At 33.6% G+C, this 17,189-nt stretch carries 19 protein-coding genes and 1 pseudogene; 15 read left to right on the top strand and 5 right to left on the bottom strand.

Annotation, left to right across the window (positions count from 1 at the left end; genetic code table 11):
* Window positions 1-53 precede the first annotated feature (53 nt).
* The 4 genes from IPK14_02720 (at window position 54) to IPK14_02705 (ending at window position 4,237) form a co-directional block, all read left to right on the top strand.
* Window positions 54-1,580 carry an NAD(P)/FAD-dependent oxidoreductase gene (locus IPK14_02720; GenBank protein ID MBK7992348.1) on the top strand — a complete coding sequence of 509 codons (1,527 nt, stop codon included), beginning with the start codon at window positions 54-56 and terminating at the stop codon, window positions 1,578-1,580.
* 150 nt (window positions 1,581-1,730) lie between these two features.
* A complete protein-coding gene (locus tag IPK14_02715; protein ID MBK7992347.1) occupies window positions 1,731-2,792 on the top strand; it encodes a hypothetical protein in 1,062 nt (353 codons plus the stop codon).
* A 259-nt stretch (window positions 2,793-3,051) separates the two neighbouring features.
* Window positions 3,052-3,699, top strand: a complete 648-nt coding sequence (locus tag IPK14_02710; protein MBK7992346.1) for an aldehyde dehydrogenase family protein — start codon at window positions 3,052-3,054, stop codon at window positions 3,697-3,699.
* Entirely contained in the window at window positions 3,644-4,237 is a 594-nt protein-coding gene (locus tag IPK14_02705) for a hypothetical protein (protein ID MBK7992345.1), read from the top strand. Before IPK14_02710 ends, IPK14_02705 begins: the two co-directional genes overlap by 56 nt.
* Before the next feature lie 109 nt (window positions 4,238-4,346).
* On the opposite strand, the gene IPK14_02700 is transcribed toward IPK14_02705, so the two are convergent.
* Entirely contained in the window at window positions 4,347-4,610 is a 264-nt protein-coding gene (locus IPK14_02700; GenBank protein MBK7992344.1) for a hypothetical protein, read from the bottom strand.
* Window positions 4,611-4,667: 57 nt separating this feature from the next.
* On the opposite strand from IPK14_02700, the gene IPK14_02695 reads away from it, so the two are divergent.
* From IPK14_02695 to IPK14_02665, 7 genes and pseudogenes are all read left to right on the top strand, one after another.
* Window positions 4,668-5,288: an enoyl-CoA hydratase/isomerase family protein gene (locus IPK14_02695; protein ID MBK7992343.1), complete on the top strand. Its 621-nt coding sequence runs from the start codon at window positions 4,668-4,670 to the stop codon at window positions 5,286-5,288.
* Window positions 5,289-5,290: 2 nt separating this feature from the next.
* On the top strand, window positions 5,291-6,052 hold the full coding sequence (locus IPK14_02690) for a 3-oxoacyl-ACP reductase FabG (protein MBK7992342.1): 762 nt from the start codon (window positions 5,291-5,293) through the stop codon (window positions 6,050-6,052).
* A 208-nt stretch (window positions 6,053-6,260) separates the two neighbouring features.
* Window positions 6,261-7,767: pseudogene (locus IPK14_02685) on the top strand (amino acid adenylation domain-containing protein).
* A 193-nt stretch (window positions 7,768-7,960) separates the two neighbouring features.
* The gene (locus IPK14_02680) at window positions 7,961-8,473 is read left to right on the top strand and encodes a protein kinase (protein ID MBK7992341.1); all 513 of its coding nucleotides are present in this window, start codon (window positions 7,961-7,963) and stop codon (window positions 8,471-8,473) included.
* Between the two features lie 6 nt (window positions 8,474-8,479).
* Window positions 8,480-8,782, top strand: coding sequence for a hypothetical protein (locus IPK14_02675; protein ID MBK7992340.1), 303 nt, complete (start codon window positions 8,480-8,482; stop codon window positions 8,780-8,782).
* A 41-nt stretch (window positions 8,783-8,823) separates the two neighbouring features.
* Window positions 8,824-9,159, top strand: coding sequence for a hypothetical protein (locus IPK14_02670; protein ID MBK7992339.1), 336 nt, complete (start codon window positions 8,824-8,826; stop codon window positions 9,157-9,159).
* Window positions 9,160-9,170: 11 nt separating this feature from the next.
* Window positions 9,171-10,637 carry an MFS transporter gene (locus tag IPK14_02665; protein ID MBK7992338.1) on the top strand — a complete coding sequence of 489 codons (1,467 nt, stop codon included), beginning with the start codon at window positions 9,171-9,173 and terminating at the stop codon, window positions 10,635-10,637.
* An 80-nt stretch (window positions 10,638-10,717) separates the two neighbouring features.
* On the opposite strand, the gene IPK14_02660 is transcribed toward IPK14_02665, so the two are convergent.
* The gene (locus IPK14_02660) at window positions 10,718-11,281 is read right to left on the bottom strand and encodes a sterol desaturase family protein (protein MBK7992337.1); all 564 of its coding nucleotides are present in this window, start codon (window positions 11,279-11,281) and stop codon (window positions 10,718-10,720) included.
* A gap of 97 nt (window positions 11,282-11,378) precedes the next feature.
* Window positions 11,379-11,978, bottom strand: coding sequence for a TetR/AcrR family transcriptional regulator (locus IPK14_02655; protein ID MBK7992336.1), 600 nt, complete (start codon window positions 11,976-11,978; stop codon window positions 11,379-11,381).
* Window positions 11,979-12,153: 175 nt separating this feature from the next.
* Here IPK14_02655 and IPK14_02650 point away from each other — a divergent pair, with 175 nt between their 5' ends.
* Both IPK14_02650 and IPK14_02645 read left to right on the top strand, forming a co-directional pair.
* Entirely contained in the window at window positions 12,154-13,203 is a 1,050-nt protein-coding gene (locus tag IPK14_02650; GenBank protein ID MBK7992335.1) for a guanosine monophosphate reductase, read from the top strand.
* Between the two features lie 11 nt (window positions 13,204-13,214).
* Window positions 13,215-13,634: a DUF3995 domain-containing protein gene (locus IPK14_02645; protein ID MBK7992334.1), complete on the top strand. Its 420-nt coding sequence runs from the start codon at window positions 13,215-13,217 to the stop codon at window positions 13,632-13,634.
* Here IPK14_02645 and IPK14_02640 read toward each other — a convergent pair.
* Together IPK14_02640 and IPK14_02635 are read right to left on the bottom strand one after the other, a co-directional pair.
* Window positions 13,617-14,171 (bottom strand): TlpA family protein disulfide reductase, encoded by a 555-nt coding sequence (locus IPK14_02640; GenBank protein ID MBK7992333.1) that lies wholly within the window; start codon window positions 14,169-14,171, stop codon window positions 13,617-13,619. The genes IPK14_02645 and IPK14_02640 overlap by 18 nt on opposite strands.
* On the bottom strand, window positions 14,171-14,827 hold the full coding sequence (locus IPK14_02635; protein ID MBK7992332.1) for a metallophosphoesterase family protein: 657 nt from the start codon (window positions 14,825-14,827) through the stop codon (window positions 14,171-14,173). The genes IPK14_02640 and IPK14_02635 overlap by 1 nt, the downstream gene beginning before the upstream one ends.
* 104 nt (window positions 14,828-14,931) lie before the next feature.
* On the opposite strand from IPK14_02635, the gene IPK14_02630 reads away from it, so the two are divergent.
* Window positions 14,932-15,459, top strand: coding sequence for a hypothetical protein (locus tag IPK14_02630; GenBank protein ID MBK7992331.1), 528 nt, complete (start codon window positions 14,932-14,934; stop codon window positions 15,457-15,459).
* A 42-nt stretch (window positions 15,460-15,501) separates the two neighbouring features.
* On the top strand, window positions 15,502-17,187 hold the full coding sequence (ettA, locus tag IPK14_02625) for an energy-dependent translational throttle protein EttA (protein MBK7992330.1): 1,686 nt from the start codon (window positions 15,502-15,504) through the stop codon (window positions 17,185-17,187).
* Window positions 17,188-17,189: the final 2 nt, after the last annotated feature.

Genomic DNA, 17,189 nt, shown 5'->3' with positions numbered 1-17,189 from the left:
ATTTTAATGGAGGCAGAATTTAACACTAAATATTAATGGTGTTAAAACTGAATATGGTAATGAAACCTTCTAATAAAAGTGAATACTTTGATGTAATAATAATAGGCGGTGGCCCGGCTGGTTCTGTATTGGGAGCAAAACTAGCAGAATCAGGGCTAGTCGTATTATTACTAGAAAGACATCCTTTTCCTCGCTATCATATAGGAGAGTCTTTAACGGGGTTAGTAGGAAATTTTCTTCGTGAAATAGGTCTTACTGAAGAAATGGAAAAACTCCAATTTCCTGTTAAGTCTGGAATGAGTTTTATTGGGCCTAATAATAAATCAGATGTTTTTATAGCAACAGAGTCCCCTACTTGGCAAGTTCGCCGGGCTGAGTTTGACCAGTTGTTACTTGATTATGCTGTCAGTAAAGGTCTTAATTTACGTCATGGAAGTGTAAAAAAGATTTTCCGTGATGGTCATAAAGTTATTGGAGTTGGATATAAACCATCTTTTAGTAACACTGATTTACTAGAGCATATTAGATGTAAATTTATTGTTGATGCTAGCGGACATGGTGCAGTTTTATCTAGAAATCGTATTGCTGGACGTAGAAGAGTCGATACACTTTGGCAGCAACTAGCAGTTTTTACTCAATTTCAAGGTGCCGTTCGTGATGACGGCGAAATGGGAAATAACAATATAGTTTTTTATTCTGAACCCAATCATTGGGCATGGTTTATACCTACTTCTCCAACAGAAGTTAGTGTAGGTGTAGTTGTGCCACAAGTTGTTGCCCAAAAGTATGGAGAAACAGCAGAGGACTTTTTACAATGGGGTATCAAAAATATTAGTACAGATCTTGCCAGACGTTTATCTGAGGCTCAAATGACAGGCCCAGTAAGATTGCTCAATAATTATTCTTACCGTATAGAGCCTTTTGTAGGTGAAAGCTGGTTATGTGTTGGAGATTCACACCGCTTTCTTGACCCTGTTTTATCCTTAGGCGTTTCTAATGCTATTACAGAAGCTACTTTTGCAAGTAAAGCTATTATAACTGCATTCCATACAGGAGATTTTATTAAGCCTTTGCAAGAGTATGCTGCCTTTTCTAATCATGGCTATTCAATAGCCTCTGATTTAATTCGCTATTTCTGGAATTTTCTTACTACATTTGGTCGCCAAGCTAGAAGTGGTCTAAGAAATGATATTATTCATTTACTTGATGGTTATTCTTTTGAAGAAAACGAACTAACTGTTTTGACAGCAATGCACAGTACTTTAGCAAAATTCCTACCTGCTAATCTTCCTTCTGAAGATGCTCAATCTATTGCTGGGCGAATTAAACATGCTTATACACCTGGATTAGAAGCAGCCTATATTGAACTTACATCTGAAAATAAGCTAAAACTATCTCTTGTTCTCAACAATGATGATCCAAACTTTCAAGAAGCTGTCAGTGATTTTACAGAAACTCTTTATGCTGATTTTGGTAGGGATAATTTGCTTATTTATCGCTTTATAGCCACTGATGCTTTACCTAGTTTTGAAAATGCTTATGACATCTTAAATCTAGCTAAATCTCAGCTAAACAAGTAACTTTGCTAAGGAGGATAACGCATATATTAACTTTGTGTTATTTTGTGTGTTAAATTTTCGATGGAAAATAAATCAAATCAATATTTTTTAAAGCAACTTGTCACCTTACATGGGTTACATACTTATTCTCAAAGTAAATTAGCAGCAGATATGTGTGATAAAGTATCACGTTTTGAACTACCTGAGATTGATGCAAAACAAGGTCACTTAAAAAGATCTGCTTTAATGGCTTTAGCTGCAACATTGTCTAGCCCTACTACAAAATCATTAACTCAAATGGTACAGTTTCTTTATGAACATTCAGAAATAAACAATCGGCATTTTGAAATCTCTCTTGATGAACAAAACTCTAGAAGAGATTGGTATAACATAATTAATCAAGCAACCTTCTCAATGGGTAAAAGAGTATTGGAAAAGCTTTTTGGAGATGGAACTAATGCTTCAGATTGCGATGGTCTTATAGTAGTTTCTAGCACTTATTCTGGTTTTCCTAGTTTAAGTCGCCAATTGCAAGAAAAATTTAAATTTCCACTAGAAGCAGTTTGTTATGATTTAAACGCATCAGGATGCGCTGGCGCACCACAAGGAATTTACCTAGCTAATATGCTGTTGCAAAGTGGTAGGTGTAATAATATTTGTATTGTTTGTGTTGATGCAATGGGAACTTATGGTCAAGTAGGAGAATTTGCTGCTGCACCTCCAATATCTCGTATTGTTGCTAATTGTCTAGCTTCTGATGGAGCAGCAGCAATGGTATTAAGCAAAAAACCAGGCCCAAAACCCATCCTTAGTTATAAAAACTGTGACTTATCTACTAGACTTTGGCCTGAATCTGCTCACCTAAACATTCTTTCAGTTGATGAATCTAACCAACCTTATGTATCTGTAGGCAAAGATATACAAACTAGATTGTTAGGCGAACTAGAAATAATGCTAAATGAAAGTATATTGAATTCCCCTGTCTTTTTACATCCTGGTGGTATTGCTCTAATGAGATTAGTCAGAGAAAAATATCCTCAATTAGCGGCTTCAACTAGTATATCTGTTGCTGAATTAGAAGATACAGGAAATATAGGTTCTCCTTCTGTCTTGTTAGTTTTTAAGAAAGCCTTAGATGAAAATGCTACTATTACCCCATGTTTTAGGTTGATAGCTTTTGGCCCAGGTAAATTCACTGCTGTTTTATTGATTGATGGTGTAGAAAAATGCTAGTTTGCTGTTTTTAATTCTGTGTTACTACACTCTAACTTAAACAATAAGGGATTTTAATCTTAAGAAAAACTATGCTGCCTCTATAGGTCTAAAAAAATGTAATTATAATAGTCTAGGGCCTAAGCCCTAGACTATAGTTATGTCGCTCTATTGGGTTTCAGAATTAAAAATATCAATTTACTTTGTTTACATTGTACTAATATTTTCAAATTAAAGTAAAAAGCTTATTTGAGGAAATATTTAGGTAAAAATTAATAAAATGATAAATCAAAATAAAATGGTTGCTTCAAGAGTAAAACAAGCTTCTTTATTTTGGAGAAAATCTCCTATAAGTAAACGCCTACAAGTCTTAAAATCAATAGAAGAGAAATTAGTTTCAAATAAAAATAAACTTCAAGAATTATTTCTTGAAGAAAATAGCCTAACAAATAATGAACTTGCTAAACGCTTTATTGATATATCTTTGCAATTTATAAATATATCTTTTCTTAAGCAACAAGCTTATAACTTAGTAAAATTTGTTAAAACTCAAACAAACTCAGAAATACTTGTAAGAAAAGCTGATGGAGTTGTTTTAGCATTGATTCAAGCAGGTATTCCCTCTTTTAGTTTTGTAAAACTTTTTTCTACTCTTTTAGTTGGCAATGGGTTGCTAATTTTAAATAAAACTACTACAAACTTGTGTTTACATTACATCATTGAAGAAATTATTCAACCTACCTTAAAACAATATGCCTTTTCTCCTGACTTAGTAATTTTATTGAAAGAAAATTATCAAGAATTTTTAAAGGAATCTGTAACTAATCTAGATATAAATACAGTTTTATATTTGGGTAGTAATATTGATAATAATGAGATTGCTAGGCTTTTCCAAAGCAATAATAAAAAAAGTTATTATAGAAAATAACCTGACGCAATACTTAGTAATTTGGAAAGATAGTAATGTTGAAATACTTATATCAGATGTTTTAAAAGATATAAGTTCTTCTACTAGTTTAAATATTCCTAAGTGTTTTTTAGTTCATGATGAAATATATGACAAGTTTATTACAGTGTTGTTGGAAGAGATAAGTAAGATTGCTAGCAGTTATAGAGCAAACAAAGAAGATAGTTTAACGTCAGTTTCTACTAAACTAAATTTTTATTTAGCTCTACTTAAAAAATCCGAAGATATTGGTAAAATAGTTTTTGGTGGCTCTAAAATAGATTCACAACTTGTTGGGGATTCTCACAATTATGTTTTCCCTACATTAATAGAGTTAGAGTCAAATTCACTGACTGATGAATCTTTTTGTTTTAGTGTTCAAGATGATTTATTTCCTGTGTCTTACATAGTACGTTTCAAAGGATCAGACCAAGAAATTTTAGAAAAAATATTATTTTCTACTAAAAAAAGATTCTTTTTGGATCTTATGTTTCTTTATGGACTAAAACACTTAATGTAATAGAAGATTTTTCTCAAACAATAGATTTAAATATATTCAGTATTAATAATTATTCACCATTAGACTCTTGTGCTTCGCTGTTTGAAAACAACAAAAGTATTGCTTCTATTTATGAACAAACTAGTAAGTTACAAAAAATAGATTCTTCTAAATTATCAGAAACGGAAATCCAGAATATTTTAAGTTCATTAGGTGGTGTAATATCAGAAAACCAAACAAAGCCTCTTACAGAGTCGAGAGCAGTTTCTACCACAATACCTATATCTTCTATTAATGATGAAATTAATTTATCCCAAACTCTTACAGGTTTAGAGTTTTCTATAGATTCTAAAGCTATTGCCAGAATAGTTTTTAATAGACCAGAACGCCACAACGCTATCACTGCACAAACTAAGGATTCTCTTAACCAGGTAACAGAAAATCTACAAAAATGTCTAGTAATTTACGATGTGTTGTAATTACTGGAAAAGGACGTTCTTTTTGTAGCGGAGCAGATCTTAAAGATTTGACTAGTTTTACTTCGCAACAAGCTAAAGAGTTTATGATTTCAGCTACTTGGGCTTTTCGTCGTTTTGAAAAATTACCTGTACCTGTAATTGCAGCGGTAAAAGGTTTTTGTATGGGTGGAGGTTTTGAATTAGCACTACATTGTGATGAAATAATTGCTAGCCAAGACACTAAATTTAAGTTTCCAGAAACTGGTATTGGCATAGTTACTACAGCAGGGGCGGTTTCTCGTTTAATTGCTGCTGTAGGTTTAATGAGAGCTAGACCCTTGTTGATTGGCAAAGAATTTAGTGCTAAGGAAGCCTATGATATGGGTCTTGTTAGCAAAGTTGTTGAAGCTGAGGAACTAGAAATAGCCGTTAACAACCGTTGTTTGGAAATACTTAAACAACCTGCTGAAGGCATTAAAGCTATGAAAGAAATTATAAATAACTCTCAAAAGGATCAAGGTACTTTATCATGGATTTCTGAAATAGAAACTTTTGATAGATTAGTGCAAGTTCCTTGGCAAGAATTTGTGTCAAACCGTCTTAAGAAAGGGTAAATATGCAGGAACAAACAAATTTAGCATTGCTTAATAAAGTTGCAGTTGTTACAGGCTCTTCTCGGGGTATTGGCCGAGCTATTGCAATACGGCTTGGTCAGATGGGAGCAAAAGTAGTAATAAATTATTGTTCAAATGAAGAAGAAGCTAACAAAGCATTAGAGGAAGTAAAAAATACCGCGGCTAGTTCTGTACAAATTATTAAGGCTGATGTGTCTAAACCAACTGAGGCTAAAAATTTAATAGATACAGTGTTATCAGAACATCAAAAAGTAGATATTTTAATCAACAATGCTGCTATTCAACGTGCTACTTTAGTACATAAAATGAAAGATGCTGATTGGGAAGAAGTTATGGCATTAAACCTAAGCTCGGTGTTTTATCTTTGCCGTGCAGTTCTCCCTAAAATGATTGAGTCTCGTTCTGGTGAAATTGTTAATATTGGTTCAGCTTCTGGATTTATGGCGCATAAAGGTGCAGCTAGTTATGTTGCTTCTAAATATGGATTAATTGGTTTAACTAAAGTTTTAGCACTAGAAACAGCAGATTATGGTATTCGAGTTAATGGTGTAGCTCCTGGAATAACAGATACTGATATGATAAAAGGCTTAACAGATGCTGCTAAAGAAAGGTTACTTTCTGGTATACCAATGAAACGTATGGCTAAAGCTGAAGAAATTGCAGAAATGGTTGCTTTTATACTTACTTCAGCTACTTATAGCACTGGCAATTTCTTTCATGCAAGTGGTGGTTTAATAATGTAATTTTGTAGTTTTCCTAAAAGTAATTAATCAACAATTAATACTTTTTCAGTAAAAACCTTTTATATATAATTTTAATAATGTTATAGAAATGGCTATAAAACATACCAAAATTCTATATGGGTTTTATAAAAATGCCTGCTTTTCGTCGTCATAATTTAGAGGAGGGATATACTAAATAAAGTTTTTTATTTAGTTTTTACAGCAACCTATGCAATTGCAAGACTTAGTTATTAATTCTTCTAAACTTTATCCTAATTCTATTGCTGTTAAAGCTGAAGACGGATCTCTAACTTACAGTGAATTAAATGGTCTGGCTAATCGCATTGCTCGTGCTTTAACTCAATTAGGAGTTTTAGAGGGGGACAGAGTTGCACTTTGGTTAGATAAATCTGTACGCACTGTAGCAGCAATGCAAGCTATATTAAGGTTAGGGGCAGCTTATGTACCTATAGATCCGCAAAGCCCTGTTATGAGAGTACAGGCTATTATGAAAAATTGCCAAATAAAGGCTTTAGTAACTAATTATAAAAGAGCAGAAAAAGTCCTTGTAGATGATTTTTGCTCTTTGCCTAGTTTAAGCACAACGGAAAAATGGCAAAATGGCATAGGTTGGAAAGAGTTAAATAGTTTTTCTGATGAACCTATACCTAGCATTAATAGAGATGAAAATCAGTTAGCTTATATTCTTTATACTTCTGGCTCTACAGGCATTCCAAAAGGAGTATGTATTAGTCATCGTAATGCTTTAGCTTTTATAGAATGGGCAACTGAAGAAATGAAGTTGGTTAATTCTGATCGTTTATCTAATCATGCACCTTTTCATTTTGATTTGTCTGTTTTTGATCTTTATGCTGCTTTTCTTTGTGGAGCATCTGTAAATTTAATTCCTGAAGGAATTTCTTACCTACCTACAAAATTAGTAGAGTTTTTGCAAGAACATCAAATTACAGTTTGTTATTGTGTTCCTTCAGCTTTGGTTTTGATGATCGAACATGCAAAGCTCTTAGAGCAATCCTTGCCATCACTAAGAGCGATTATTTTTGCTGGTGAACCGTTTGCAATCAAATATTTGCGGCGTTTAAGAGACAGTTGGCCTACTTTGAGATTACTTAATTGGTATGGCCCGACAGAAACTAATGTTTGTACTTCTTATGAAGTTTTTGAAATTGAAAAGATCGTAACGTACCTGTGCCTATAGGCAAACCTTTGCTGTGGTGATGAGGCTTGGCCTATGAAAATTAATGGAGAAATTGCACAAATAGAAGAAGAAGGAGAACTAATTGTTAGTGGCCCAACCGTTATGTTAGGTTATTGGGGCTTGCACCTCAAGATAACCAACCTTATGCTACTGGTGATATTGTTAGATTACAAGCTGATGGTAATTATATTTATATAGGTCGACGGGATCATATGGTGAAAATACGAGGTCATCGTATAGAGCTAGGTGATATAGAAGCGGCTTTATTAGAAATATGAAAAATCAAAGAGGTTGGTGTAGTAGTAATTGGTAGTGGTCTTGAGTCCCGTTTAGCAGCTTGTATAACTTGTGTTGATAATCAAAACACCCAACATTGTTAGAAATTAAACAACATTGTGCAAAACGTCTGCCTAGATATATGATTATTGATGAAATTCATTTTAGTGACTCTCAACCACGAACAAGCACTGGCAAAATTAACCGAAAAGAACTTAAACGAATGTTAGAAGAAAGTTAATTAAATTATCCTTGACAAATAACATTTTTTAAAGCTAATAAACTACTTAAGAATCTAACAAATTAATACTCTTTTTTTTAATATACATAAATTATTTCCTGATAGTTAAATTAGATTATTTCCTCTAAGAGATTACTCTATTCTTTTGAATTACTTCTTGTTATAGTTAGTTCATAAAATAAGGAGAACTCCATTGAAAGAATGTTTATTATGCAGACAAATATATGAAGATAAAGAAGAACAATGTAAGATAGATAGTAGTCCTTTAAAAGAAACAATAGAAGGAAATCTAATTATAGCAGGCTGTTATAGATTAGAAGAAAGATTATTGGATAATGGTTTAGAAATAATATATAAAGCGAAAGTAATTAATCATAGTAAATTACAAACAAATACAGAAGTTATAGTAAAAATTATACCAAAAGACATAGTACAATACTCACCAAAAATTCCAATCATATTTAGTAATACAGCAGAAACAATGAAAACAATACAAAATGATTTTATACTAAAAGTATATGATTATGGTCAAAGTGAGTATGGTTATCTATATGCAGTAACAGAAATACCACCCAAAATTACTTTAAAAAGTTTAATAGAAAAAGAAGAATTAGAAATAGATAGAGCTATTAATTTAATGAAAAAAATCTGTGAAGCTCTATCCTATATGCAAAAAAGATCTTTATTAAATAAAGATCTAAAGTAAACAAAAATATATATATATATAAATAGTGTTGGGGAAGAAAAAATTAAGATAGGAGATTTCTGGCTTGGGTCTATAAAAGAAGAAATTTTTAAAATAGAACCAACAATGAAAGAAGAGATTTTTGAGTTACCTTATTATCAATCACCAGAATATTTTAAAGGTGAACCCATTAGGATACCAGCCGAAATCTATTCTTTAGGAGTTGTATTCTATGAAATGGTGACAGGAACTTTACCTTTTCAAGCAAGTACCTACTTAAAATTAAAAGACCAACACCTTTTACAACTCCAACAAGTATCTGGGCATTAAGAAGAGAAACACCAGAACAAGTAGAAGAAATAATACAACTAATGCTCTCAAAATCACCTAGGCAAAGAATACCTTCTGCGGAAGCAGTCCAAGAAGCTCTTCGTAGGGTGAATCTATTAGTATTACAAATGGCAAGATCAGAAGCTGAGATACAAGCTTTGTCAAGTTTTACATTAATGAATATGCCCGCAGTGTCTGCAAATGCAATATATAGTCAAGATTTAGAAGATTATATGACAGAACTAGATCTAGCATTTGATTCCATACACCCAGATTTAAGCAATGATAATTTAGAAGTAGAAGAAAAAAATTATCAAGTAGCAGCAAAAGTAATAGAAACATCTACAGAAATAACACCTCAAAAAGAAAGCTTATAACCATAGGTAGCATGATAGGAATGCTTCTAGCCGCAATGGAAGTAACTGTTGTATCAACAGCAATGCCAAAAGTAGTAGCTGATTTAGGAGGTTTTGCAATATATAGTTGGACATTCTCCATATATCTACTAACAAGTACAGTAGGAGTACCTGTTTGGGGAAAATTATCAGATTTATATGGTAGAAGAATATGCTATCAAGTTGGATTAGGTATTTTTATATTGGGTTCTATATTATGTGGTTTAGCAGAATCAATGCAAGCTTTAATATTTTATAGAGCAATACAAGGATTAGGAGGAGGAGCTTTAGCTCCCTTAGCACTAACTGTTGTGGGAGATTTATATACTTTAGAAGAAAGACCAAAAATGCAAGCTGTGATGAGCGGTGTTTGGGGAGCAGCAGCAATACTAGGGCCTCTAATCGGAGGAATTATTACAGATTATTCAACCTGGAGATGGATATTTTTTATTAATGTACCAATAAGCTTAATATCCTTAGTAATAATCAGCTTAAATATGCCTATAAGAAAACAAACCATAAAACCTAAAATAGATGTAGCTGGAACAATAGCTCTAACAATAGCTATATCTTTATTACTGTTAGCTTGTGTTAGAGAAGGTCAGACTCAAACTATACCAGCATGGGTAATAAAAGGATCTCTAGTGGGAGCTTTAATATTTATAGGTTTATTTATTTATATAGAAAAAAAAGCTATTGAACCATTACTACCACTTTGGTTATTTCGGGAAAAAGTATTTTTGGCAACAGTTTTAGGTAATCTATTTGCTGGAGCAGCAATATTAGGAAGTATGCCATTTGTAACTTTATTTTCTCAAAGAGTCTTAAATACATCTGCAACACAAGCAGGAACATCTTTAATTCCTTTGGTTCTTGGCTGGGTGGCTTTATCAATAGTAGGGGCAAAGATAATGCTAAAAGTAGGTTTTCGCAAAGCTGTAATGGCTGGAATGACTAGTATGTTAGTAGGCTTTACAATATTAAGTTTTCTAAACATGAGTTCAAGCAAATTACATATATATGTGGGAATGGCTGTTGTTGGGATGGGAATGGGCTTAGGACTAACTTCTTTGTTAGTAGCGGTGCAAACTTCTGTACCTAAAACTCAACTTGGAGTAGTAACATCACTAGCAATATTTTCAAGAAATATAGGTGGATCACTAGGAGCTACACTAATGGGCGTAATAATGAGTATAGGAACAATAAACTTATTAAAAGCTGCTCCAACTTCGCTAATGCAAAGTAAAAGCTCAGGAGAAATTGTTAGTATAATAAATAATCTGAATATAGCTTTAGATCCTAAAGTTCAAGTAAATTTATCTAGTAATGTATTAGAATACTTCCGAGTTTCTTTAGCAGAAGGAATACATTTAGTTTTTGTATTTTGTGTTTTTATAGCATTATGTGGTTTTGGCTCTTCATTGTTGTTACCAAGTCAAAAACAAGCCAACCAAAAATAGTATTAATAGAGTGTATTATTCTTCTAACTTTCTTTATCGTCTTTTTTTCTTTTGTTTCTTTGTTTCTGCACTACCAAAACTTACTTTACTTTACGGCTTATTGATAAATAAGTCCCAAATAAATAGTCAATAAATGGTGTTGTTACTCCATAACGCATTTCAGGTGTTTGATGATGGTGTAGCATATGATATTTCTTTAAGTATTTTAAAATAGATGATTTAGGAGTGTAATGATGAGCTTGATAATGTAGTGCCTCATAAGCAAAATAACCAATTATCAGACCTACAAACATATAACTCATTACTTGCCAACTTGTTAACATCCAAATAAGTAAGCAATAAATAGTAGCTATGGGAAAACTCGTATAACCGCTAGCAAGAAGTGTATCTAAGCCTTTGGGGTTATCATGATGAGACAAGTGCATTCTATAAATTAAATTTTTCATAAATTCAGAACGCGCATGATAATGGAAAAAGCTGCGATGCAAAGCATATTCTACAAAAAACCAACTAACTAAACCTGCTAATATAAGTAAGCCTGTTATAGCTACAGAATAAGCACTTGTTAAACTTGCTGCCACTCCTAAAGTCATAGCAACAAATGTGTAAAAATAAACTGGTAAAAATTCCTTCCAGTAATTCATAACTAAAACTCCTAATTATTTTTACTCTTTCTCTACTAGTAGGTAGAGAGATGTAAACACAATGGCTTGGTGTTGCAAACAAAAAGAACTATTAAGACTATGCCTTAATACCTTGTAAAAGCACTTCTGCTAAAGTTCTTGCACGAGCAGGAGAAAGAAATTCTGCTGGTTTGTCCATCTGCAAAAAAGACATAATGTTAATAGTGATTAGCCCTTGTAATGAAAGGGCGGCCTCACCTACATCAACATTTCGTAGTTCTTTGCTTTTAATTCCCCGTTCAATAATTTCTCGAAGAAATTCATAATCCCGATTATGAAAAGGTCTAACATCCAAGGGTTTATCTTCTGGTAATGCAAAAGTAAGCGCGATCACAAAACGAACTAGATCAGGTTCTTGTAAGCAAAAGGAAAAATCGGCTTCAATTACTTGATAGATCTGCTCGGCTACTGAAACATTAGGGTCAATTGATCGACTACGTTCTTGAAAACAACGCTCATAAGCATCTGCTACTAAAGCTGCAAATAACCCTTCTTTGTTACCAAAATGATAATAAACCGTTGGTTTGGTGACATCAGTTGCTTCAACTATTTCATTAATTGAAGACCCTGCGTAACCTTTGCGCATAAATTGTTGTCGTGCAACTTCAAGGATATGGGCTTTGGTTTGTGCTGCATCTTGATTTCTAATTTTTGCCATATACCAGTAAGTATATAAATTTTTCTTTTTAGTGCAATCTTAAAAACCGAGAAAAATTAAGCAGGAAAACAATCAGGAAAATTGAGTAACAAAAAGCTTATTTGCTAGGTAAAATCGCACTAACACGTAAAAACTACGTATGCGGAAATAAATAAAGTATTAAGGAAAAATTCTCATGCATTTTATTCAAGGGTTGACTTTTGATGATGTGTTGTTAATCCCTAATTACAATGGAATTCGTTCTCGTCAAGATGTTACAACAGCAATAAATATGGTAAACAAACGCCTAGATATTCCTGTGATTAGCTCTAATATGGACACAATAACAGGTATTCAAATGGCAAATTGTTTAGCTTCTTTGTGTGGCTTAGGTATTTTACATAGATTTATGTCTATTGAGCAAAATATAGAAGAATTCTCTCAAGCGGAAAATAAGTCTTTAGTAGGTGTTTCAATAGGCGTTGGGGATGCTGCGCTAGAGCGTGCAGAAGCATTAATTGATGCAGGTGCAGAAATAATTTGTGTTGACGTAGCTCATGGACATGCAAAATTAGTAAATCAAACAATTAAAAACCTAAGAAGAAAATATAAAGGAAATATTATAATTATTGCAGGTAATGTTGCTACTTATGCTGGGGCAGATTATTTAGCTGCTGCCGGAGCAGATGTTATTAAAGTTGGTATTGGCGGAGGATCTGTTTGCACAACCCGTATTAAAACTGGCTTTGGTGTTCCTCAATTAACGGCAATTATGATGTGTAGACAAGTTGATCGCGCTTTGATTGCTGACGGTGGAATTCGTACTCCAGGCGACGCAGTAAAAGCACTAGCAGCAGGAGCAGATTTTGTTATGCTAGGAGGAATGCTGGCTGCAACTTTAGAAACCCCAGGAGATGTAAAAACCGCGCTTCAAGACGGAAAAGAAGCAAAATTTAAAGTTTTTCGTGGCATGGCATCTCGTGAAGCACAAGAAGATTTTATGGGGTCAATGGGCGAATGGAAAACTGCTGAAGGTGTTGCAGTTGAAATACCGTTGCGTGGTTCTGCCGTTGAAGTAATTCGTGATGTAATGGGCGGAATTCGTTCAGGAATGACTTATTGTGGGGCTGTTACTATTAAAGATTTGCAACGTAAAGCCCAATTTATGACTATAACTCCTGCTGGTGCAAGAGAAAGCGCACCTCATGCTACAGAAAGATTTGCTGTTGCTAGTAAAAAAGATTAGCTAGAAATCAAATGTTTATAGTATTAGGTACTTTTTTGGTATTTATATTTTTGATATTAGGGTTAATGCATGTTTATTGGGCATTTGGGAGTAAAGGAGCTTCAGAAGCTGTTTTACCAAGTGTTGACGGGAAACTAGCCTTTAACCCTTCCTCTTTTCTAACACTTTTAGTTGCTTTAGCCCTATTTATTGCAGCACTTATCATATTAGGACAAATAGGCTTTTTAGGCTTATTTGTCCCAAGTGTAATTTTTTACTATGGAACGCTACTTATTTCTTTAGTATTCTTTCTAAGATCAATAGGAGAATTTCGTTTAGTAGGATTCTTTAAGAAAATCAAAAATACAAAATTTGCTTACTGGGATACTATTTTATTCTCTCCATTATGTTTATTAATCTCTATTATCGCTTTCCTACTTCTTTTTAAGTAATTCAACTATTTTTTCTTCCATTATTTTATAATCTTTATCACCTTTAACATATTCTCCACCAGGATGAATATGACGAATTGTTCCTTGACGATCTATTAAGAATGAAACACTAGTCCAATTTTCATCAGTATTTTCCAACCACCATTTAGTTAAAGTTTGCCAACGATAATCAATTGCGATAGGAAATTGAAAGCCTAGCTTTTTAGAATATTGATAAACTTCTTGCTTGTTGAGTGGTTCAGATGATTTATGATGATAAAAGCCTACTACCTCTAGCCCTTGAGACTTATATTTCTGGTAAAACTCATTTAATGCTGGTGCTGTAGCCTTGCAAAAAGGACATATGGTAGTCCACCAACGCACTAAAACAACTTTTCCCTGTAAATCTTTTAACTGCATACGTTGTGAGTTTAGCCAATCTCCAACTTGCCAATCTATTGCCTTAGAGCCAATTAAATTTTTATTATTAGTTTTACTTATTGCTAAGTTAGTAAATAAAAATAGGCTTAAAATAGCTAATAAAATAAGTTTTTTCATTAAATTGCAACCTTTCTAGCTTCAATTACTTCATCTTGTCTAATGTCATAGAATTGGACATAACCAACTGTAAAATCAGCAACTAAAAAACAAGGACTTTGTTTATCAACTAAAGTACCTGCATTAATAATTGTTACACTATCAAAAGCTCTTACCATTCTTGCATGAGTATGTCCATTGATAACAAATTTATAAAGACCTTCCATAGTAAGGCGTAAAAGGTCTAAATTATATTCTAGGGCTACTCCATAATCTCCGGGCCAAACGCCTACCATATCATTACTACCCAAGCCATGACAAAGTAATAATCGACCCCGCTCAGTGTCAAATTCCCTAGTTGCAGGCAGTTTTTTTATAAATTTTTGGGATTTTTCATTAAGTTCTTGCCAATGTGTAGCATCAGGCAATAGCATATTTTGACCTTTTATAATCCAGCGTTCATGATTACCTGACACAGTAAGCACTTTATAAGTTTGAAGTAAATCTAGACATTCTATGACATCTTGAGGCGTTTTTCCGTCAATAATATCACCTACAGACATTATTTGATCTACATTAGCTTGGCTTAAAAATTCTAAAGCAATTTTTAAGTTTTTAGCTTCGCCATGAATATCGCCTATTGTACCAACACGCTGCAAGGTTTCTTTATTTGCCATAACTCGTTTATAATAGTTTGCCCAATTGAAATTAAGTCTAACCCACAACTTATTTCATCAACTTATTTTCAGGAGATTTTTAATTTTATTAAAATCAAGTATTTATGATACCTAAAAAAACTAATAAAAATAATATTTCTGTTGCTAATTATAGCAAAGCACTTTATCAACTGGCTCTAGGAGCCGCTGCAAAAACCCAAGAAGAATTAACCAAACCTGCTAGTTTTGCTCAGTATAAAGAAAATGTTGCTGATGCAACACTTGGGTTACTAGCTTCTGGCCTTTGGCTAGTAATGCATGTAGCACAAAAAAGTATTTTTCGTATTGAAGTGCGCGAACGTGCTTGTAAAGGGTTGCAAGACGAATTTTTTAAGCATATTGAAGAAGTATCTAGTGGACAATGTAATAAAGAGGAAATAGAGCAATACTTAAAAGAGTTATTTGTTATTTATGATAAAGCTTGGAAAAACAAGTCTGATCCAGGAAATAGCTGGTGGTTAGCTGAAGCAATGGCTAGAGAAATCTTAAACACCGCAGAAGTGCCAGAAATTGCTGTTGTAATTATGGTAGGTGAAATTGAGTCTACTTTGGCTTTAGGCAGTCGTTTAGCTCAACAATATATTGTCTATTAAATTTAATTACTAAAAGAAAACTACTGGAGGCAAATTTTTCTTATGAGCAGTATACCTAATAAAATAATTTATTCTATGGTTGGACTAAGTAAATATTATGATAAAAAAGCTGTACTTAAAGACATCTATCTTTCCTATTTTTATGGTGCAAAAATTGGTGTACTTGGCTTAAATGGTTCAGGAAAAAGCTCTTTGCTAAGAATTATGGCAGGTGTGGACACTAATTTTTTAGGTGAGGCAGTGCTTTCTGCTGGCTACACAGTTGGTTATTTAGAGCAAGAACCTGTTTTAGACGATAGCAAAACAGTAAAAGAAATTGTTCAAGAAGCTGTTAAAGAAACCGTAGACTTACTAAAAGAATATGATGAAATTAATGAAAAATTTTCTGAACCAATGACAGACGACGAAATGACAGACCTTTTAGATCGTCAAGGTAAAGTTCAAGAACGCTTAGACACGCTAGACGCTTGGGAGCTAGACAGCCGCTTAGAAATGGCAATGGACGCGCTACGCTGCCCTGCTGGTGATACTCCTGTAAAAGTGTTGTCAGGCGGTGAACGTCGTCGGGTTGCTTTATGTCGCTTGCTCTTACAAAAACCTGACATTTTACTTTTAGACGAACCAACTAACCATTTAGACGCTGAATCTGTCGCATGGCTAGAGCATCATTTACAAGAATATGCTGGAACTGTAATTGCAGTAACACACGACCGTTATTTTTTAGATAATGTTGCTGGCTGGATTTTAGAACTAGATCGCGGTCATGGCATCCCTTGGAAGGGTAATTATTCATCTTGGCTAGAACAAAAACAAAATAGATTAAAACAGGAAGAAAAGACTGAATCACAACGTCAAAAAACCTTAGAACGTGAATTAGAATGGATTAGAATGGCACCTAAAGCCCGTCAAGCTAAAGGTAAAGCTCGTATTAAAGCTTATGAAAATCTATTAAGTCAAGAAACTGAAAAACGCGCCCAAGAGTTAGAAATTTTTATCCCACCTGGCCCAAGACTTGGAAAACTAGTAATTGAAGCTGACAACATAGGGAAATCTTATGGTGATAAACTTCTATTTGAAAATCTGTCTTTTTCACTACCTCCGGGCGGTATTGTAGGAATTATTGGGGCAAATGGTGCTGGTAAAACTACGCTTTTTCGTATGATTACAAACCAAGAACAAGCTGACAAAGGAGCTATAAAAATTGGTGAAACAGTAAAAATGGCCTATGTTGACCAAAGCCGAGACTCATTAAATGCAGATAAAAGCATTTGGGAAGAAATTTCTGGCGGAATGGACAATATAAATTTAGGCACTCGTGCAGTTAATTCCCGTGCCTATGTTGCAAGGTTTAATTTTTCTGGTACAGACCAGCAAAAGAAAGTTGGTATGCTTTCAGGTGGTGAAAGAAATCGTGTCCATTTAGCTAAAATGTTAATTCAATCAGCTAATGTATTATTACTAGATGAGCCTACTAATGATTTAGATGTAAACACAATGAGAGCATTAGAAGAAGCATTAGAAAATTTTGCTGGCTGTGCTGTAGTAATTAGTCACGACCGTTGGTTTTTAGACCGTATTGCTACACATATTTTAGCTTTTGAAGGTGATAGCAAAGTAGTTTGGTTTGAAGGAAATTATTCTGATTATGAAACAGATCGTAAAGCTAGACTTGGTAGCGCGGCAGATCAACCACACCGCATTAAATACCGTCAATTAACCCGCGATTGATA

The sequence above is a fragment of the Blastocatellia bacterium genome (assembly GCA_016713405.1).
In the GTDB taxonomy this organism is placed as follows: Bacteria; Acidobacteriota; Blastocatellia; order Chloracidobacteriales; family JADJPF01; genus JADJPF01.
This window is presented reverse-complemented; position numbering and strand designations above follow the sequence as displayed.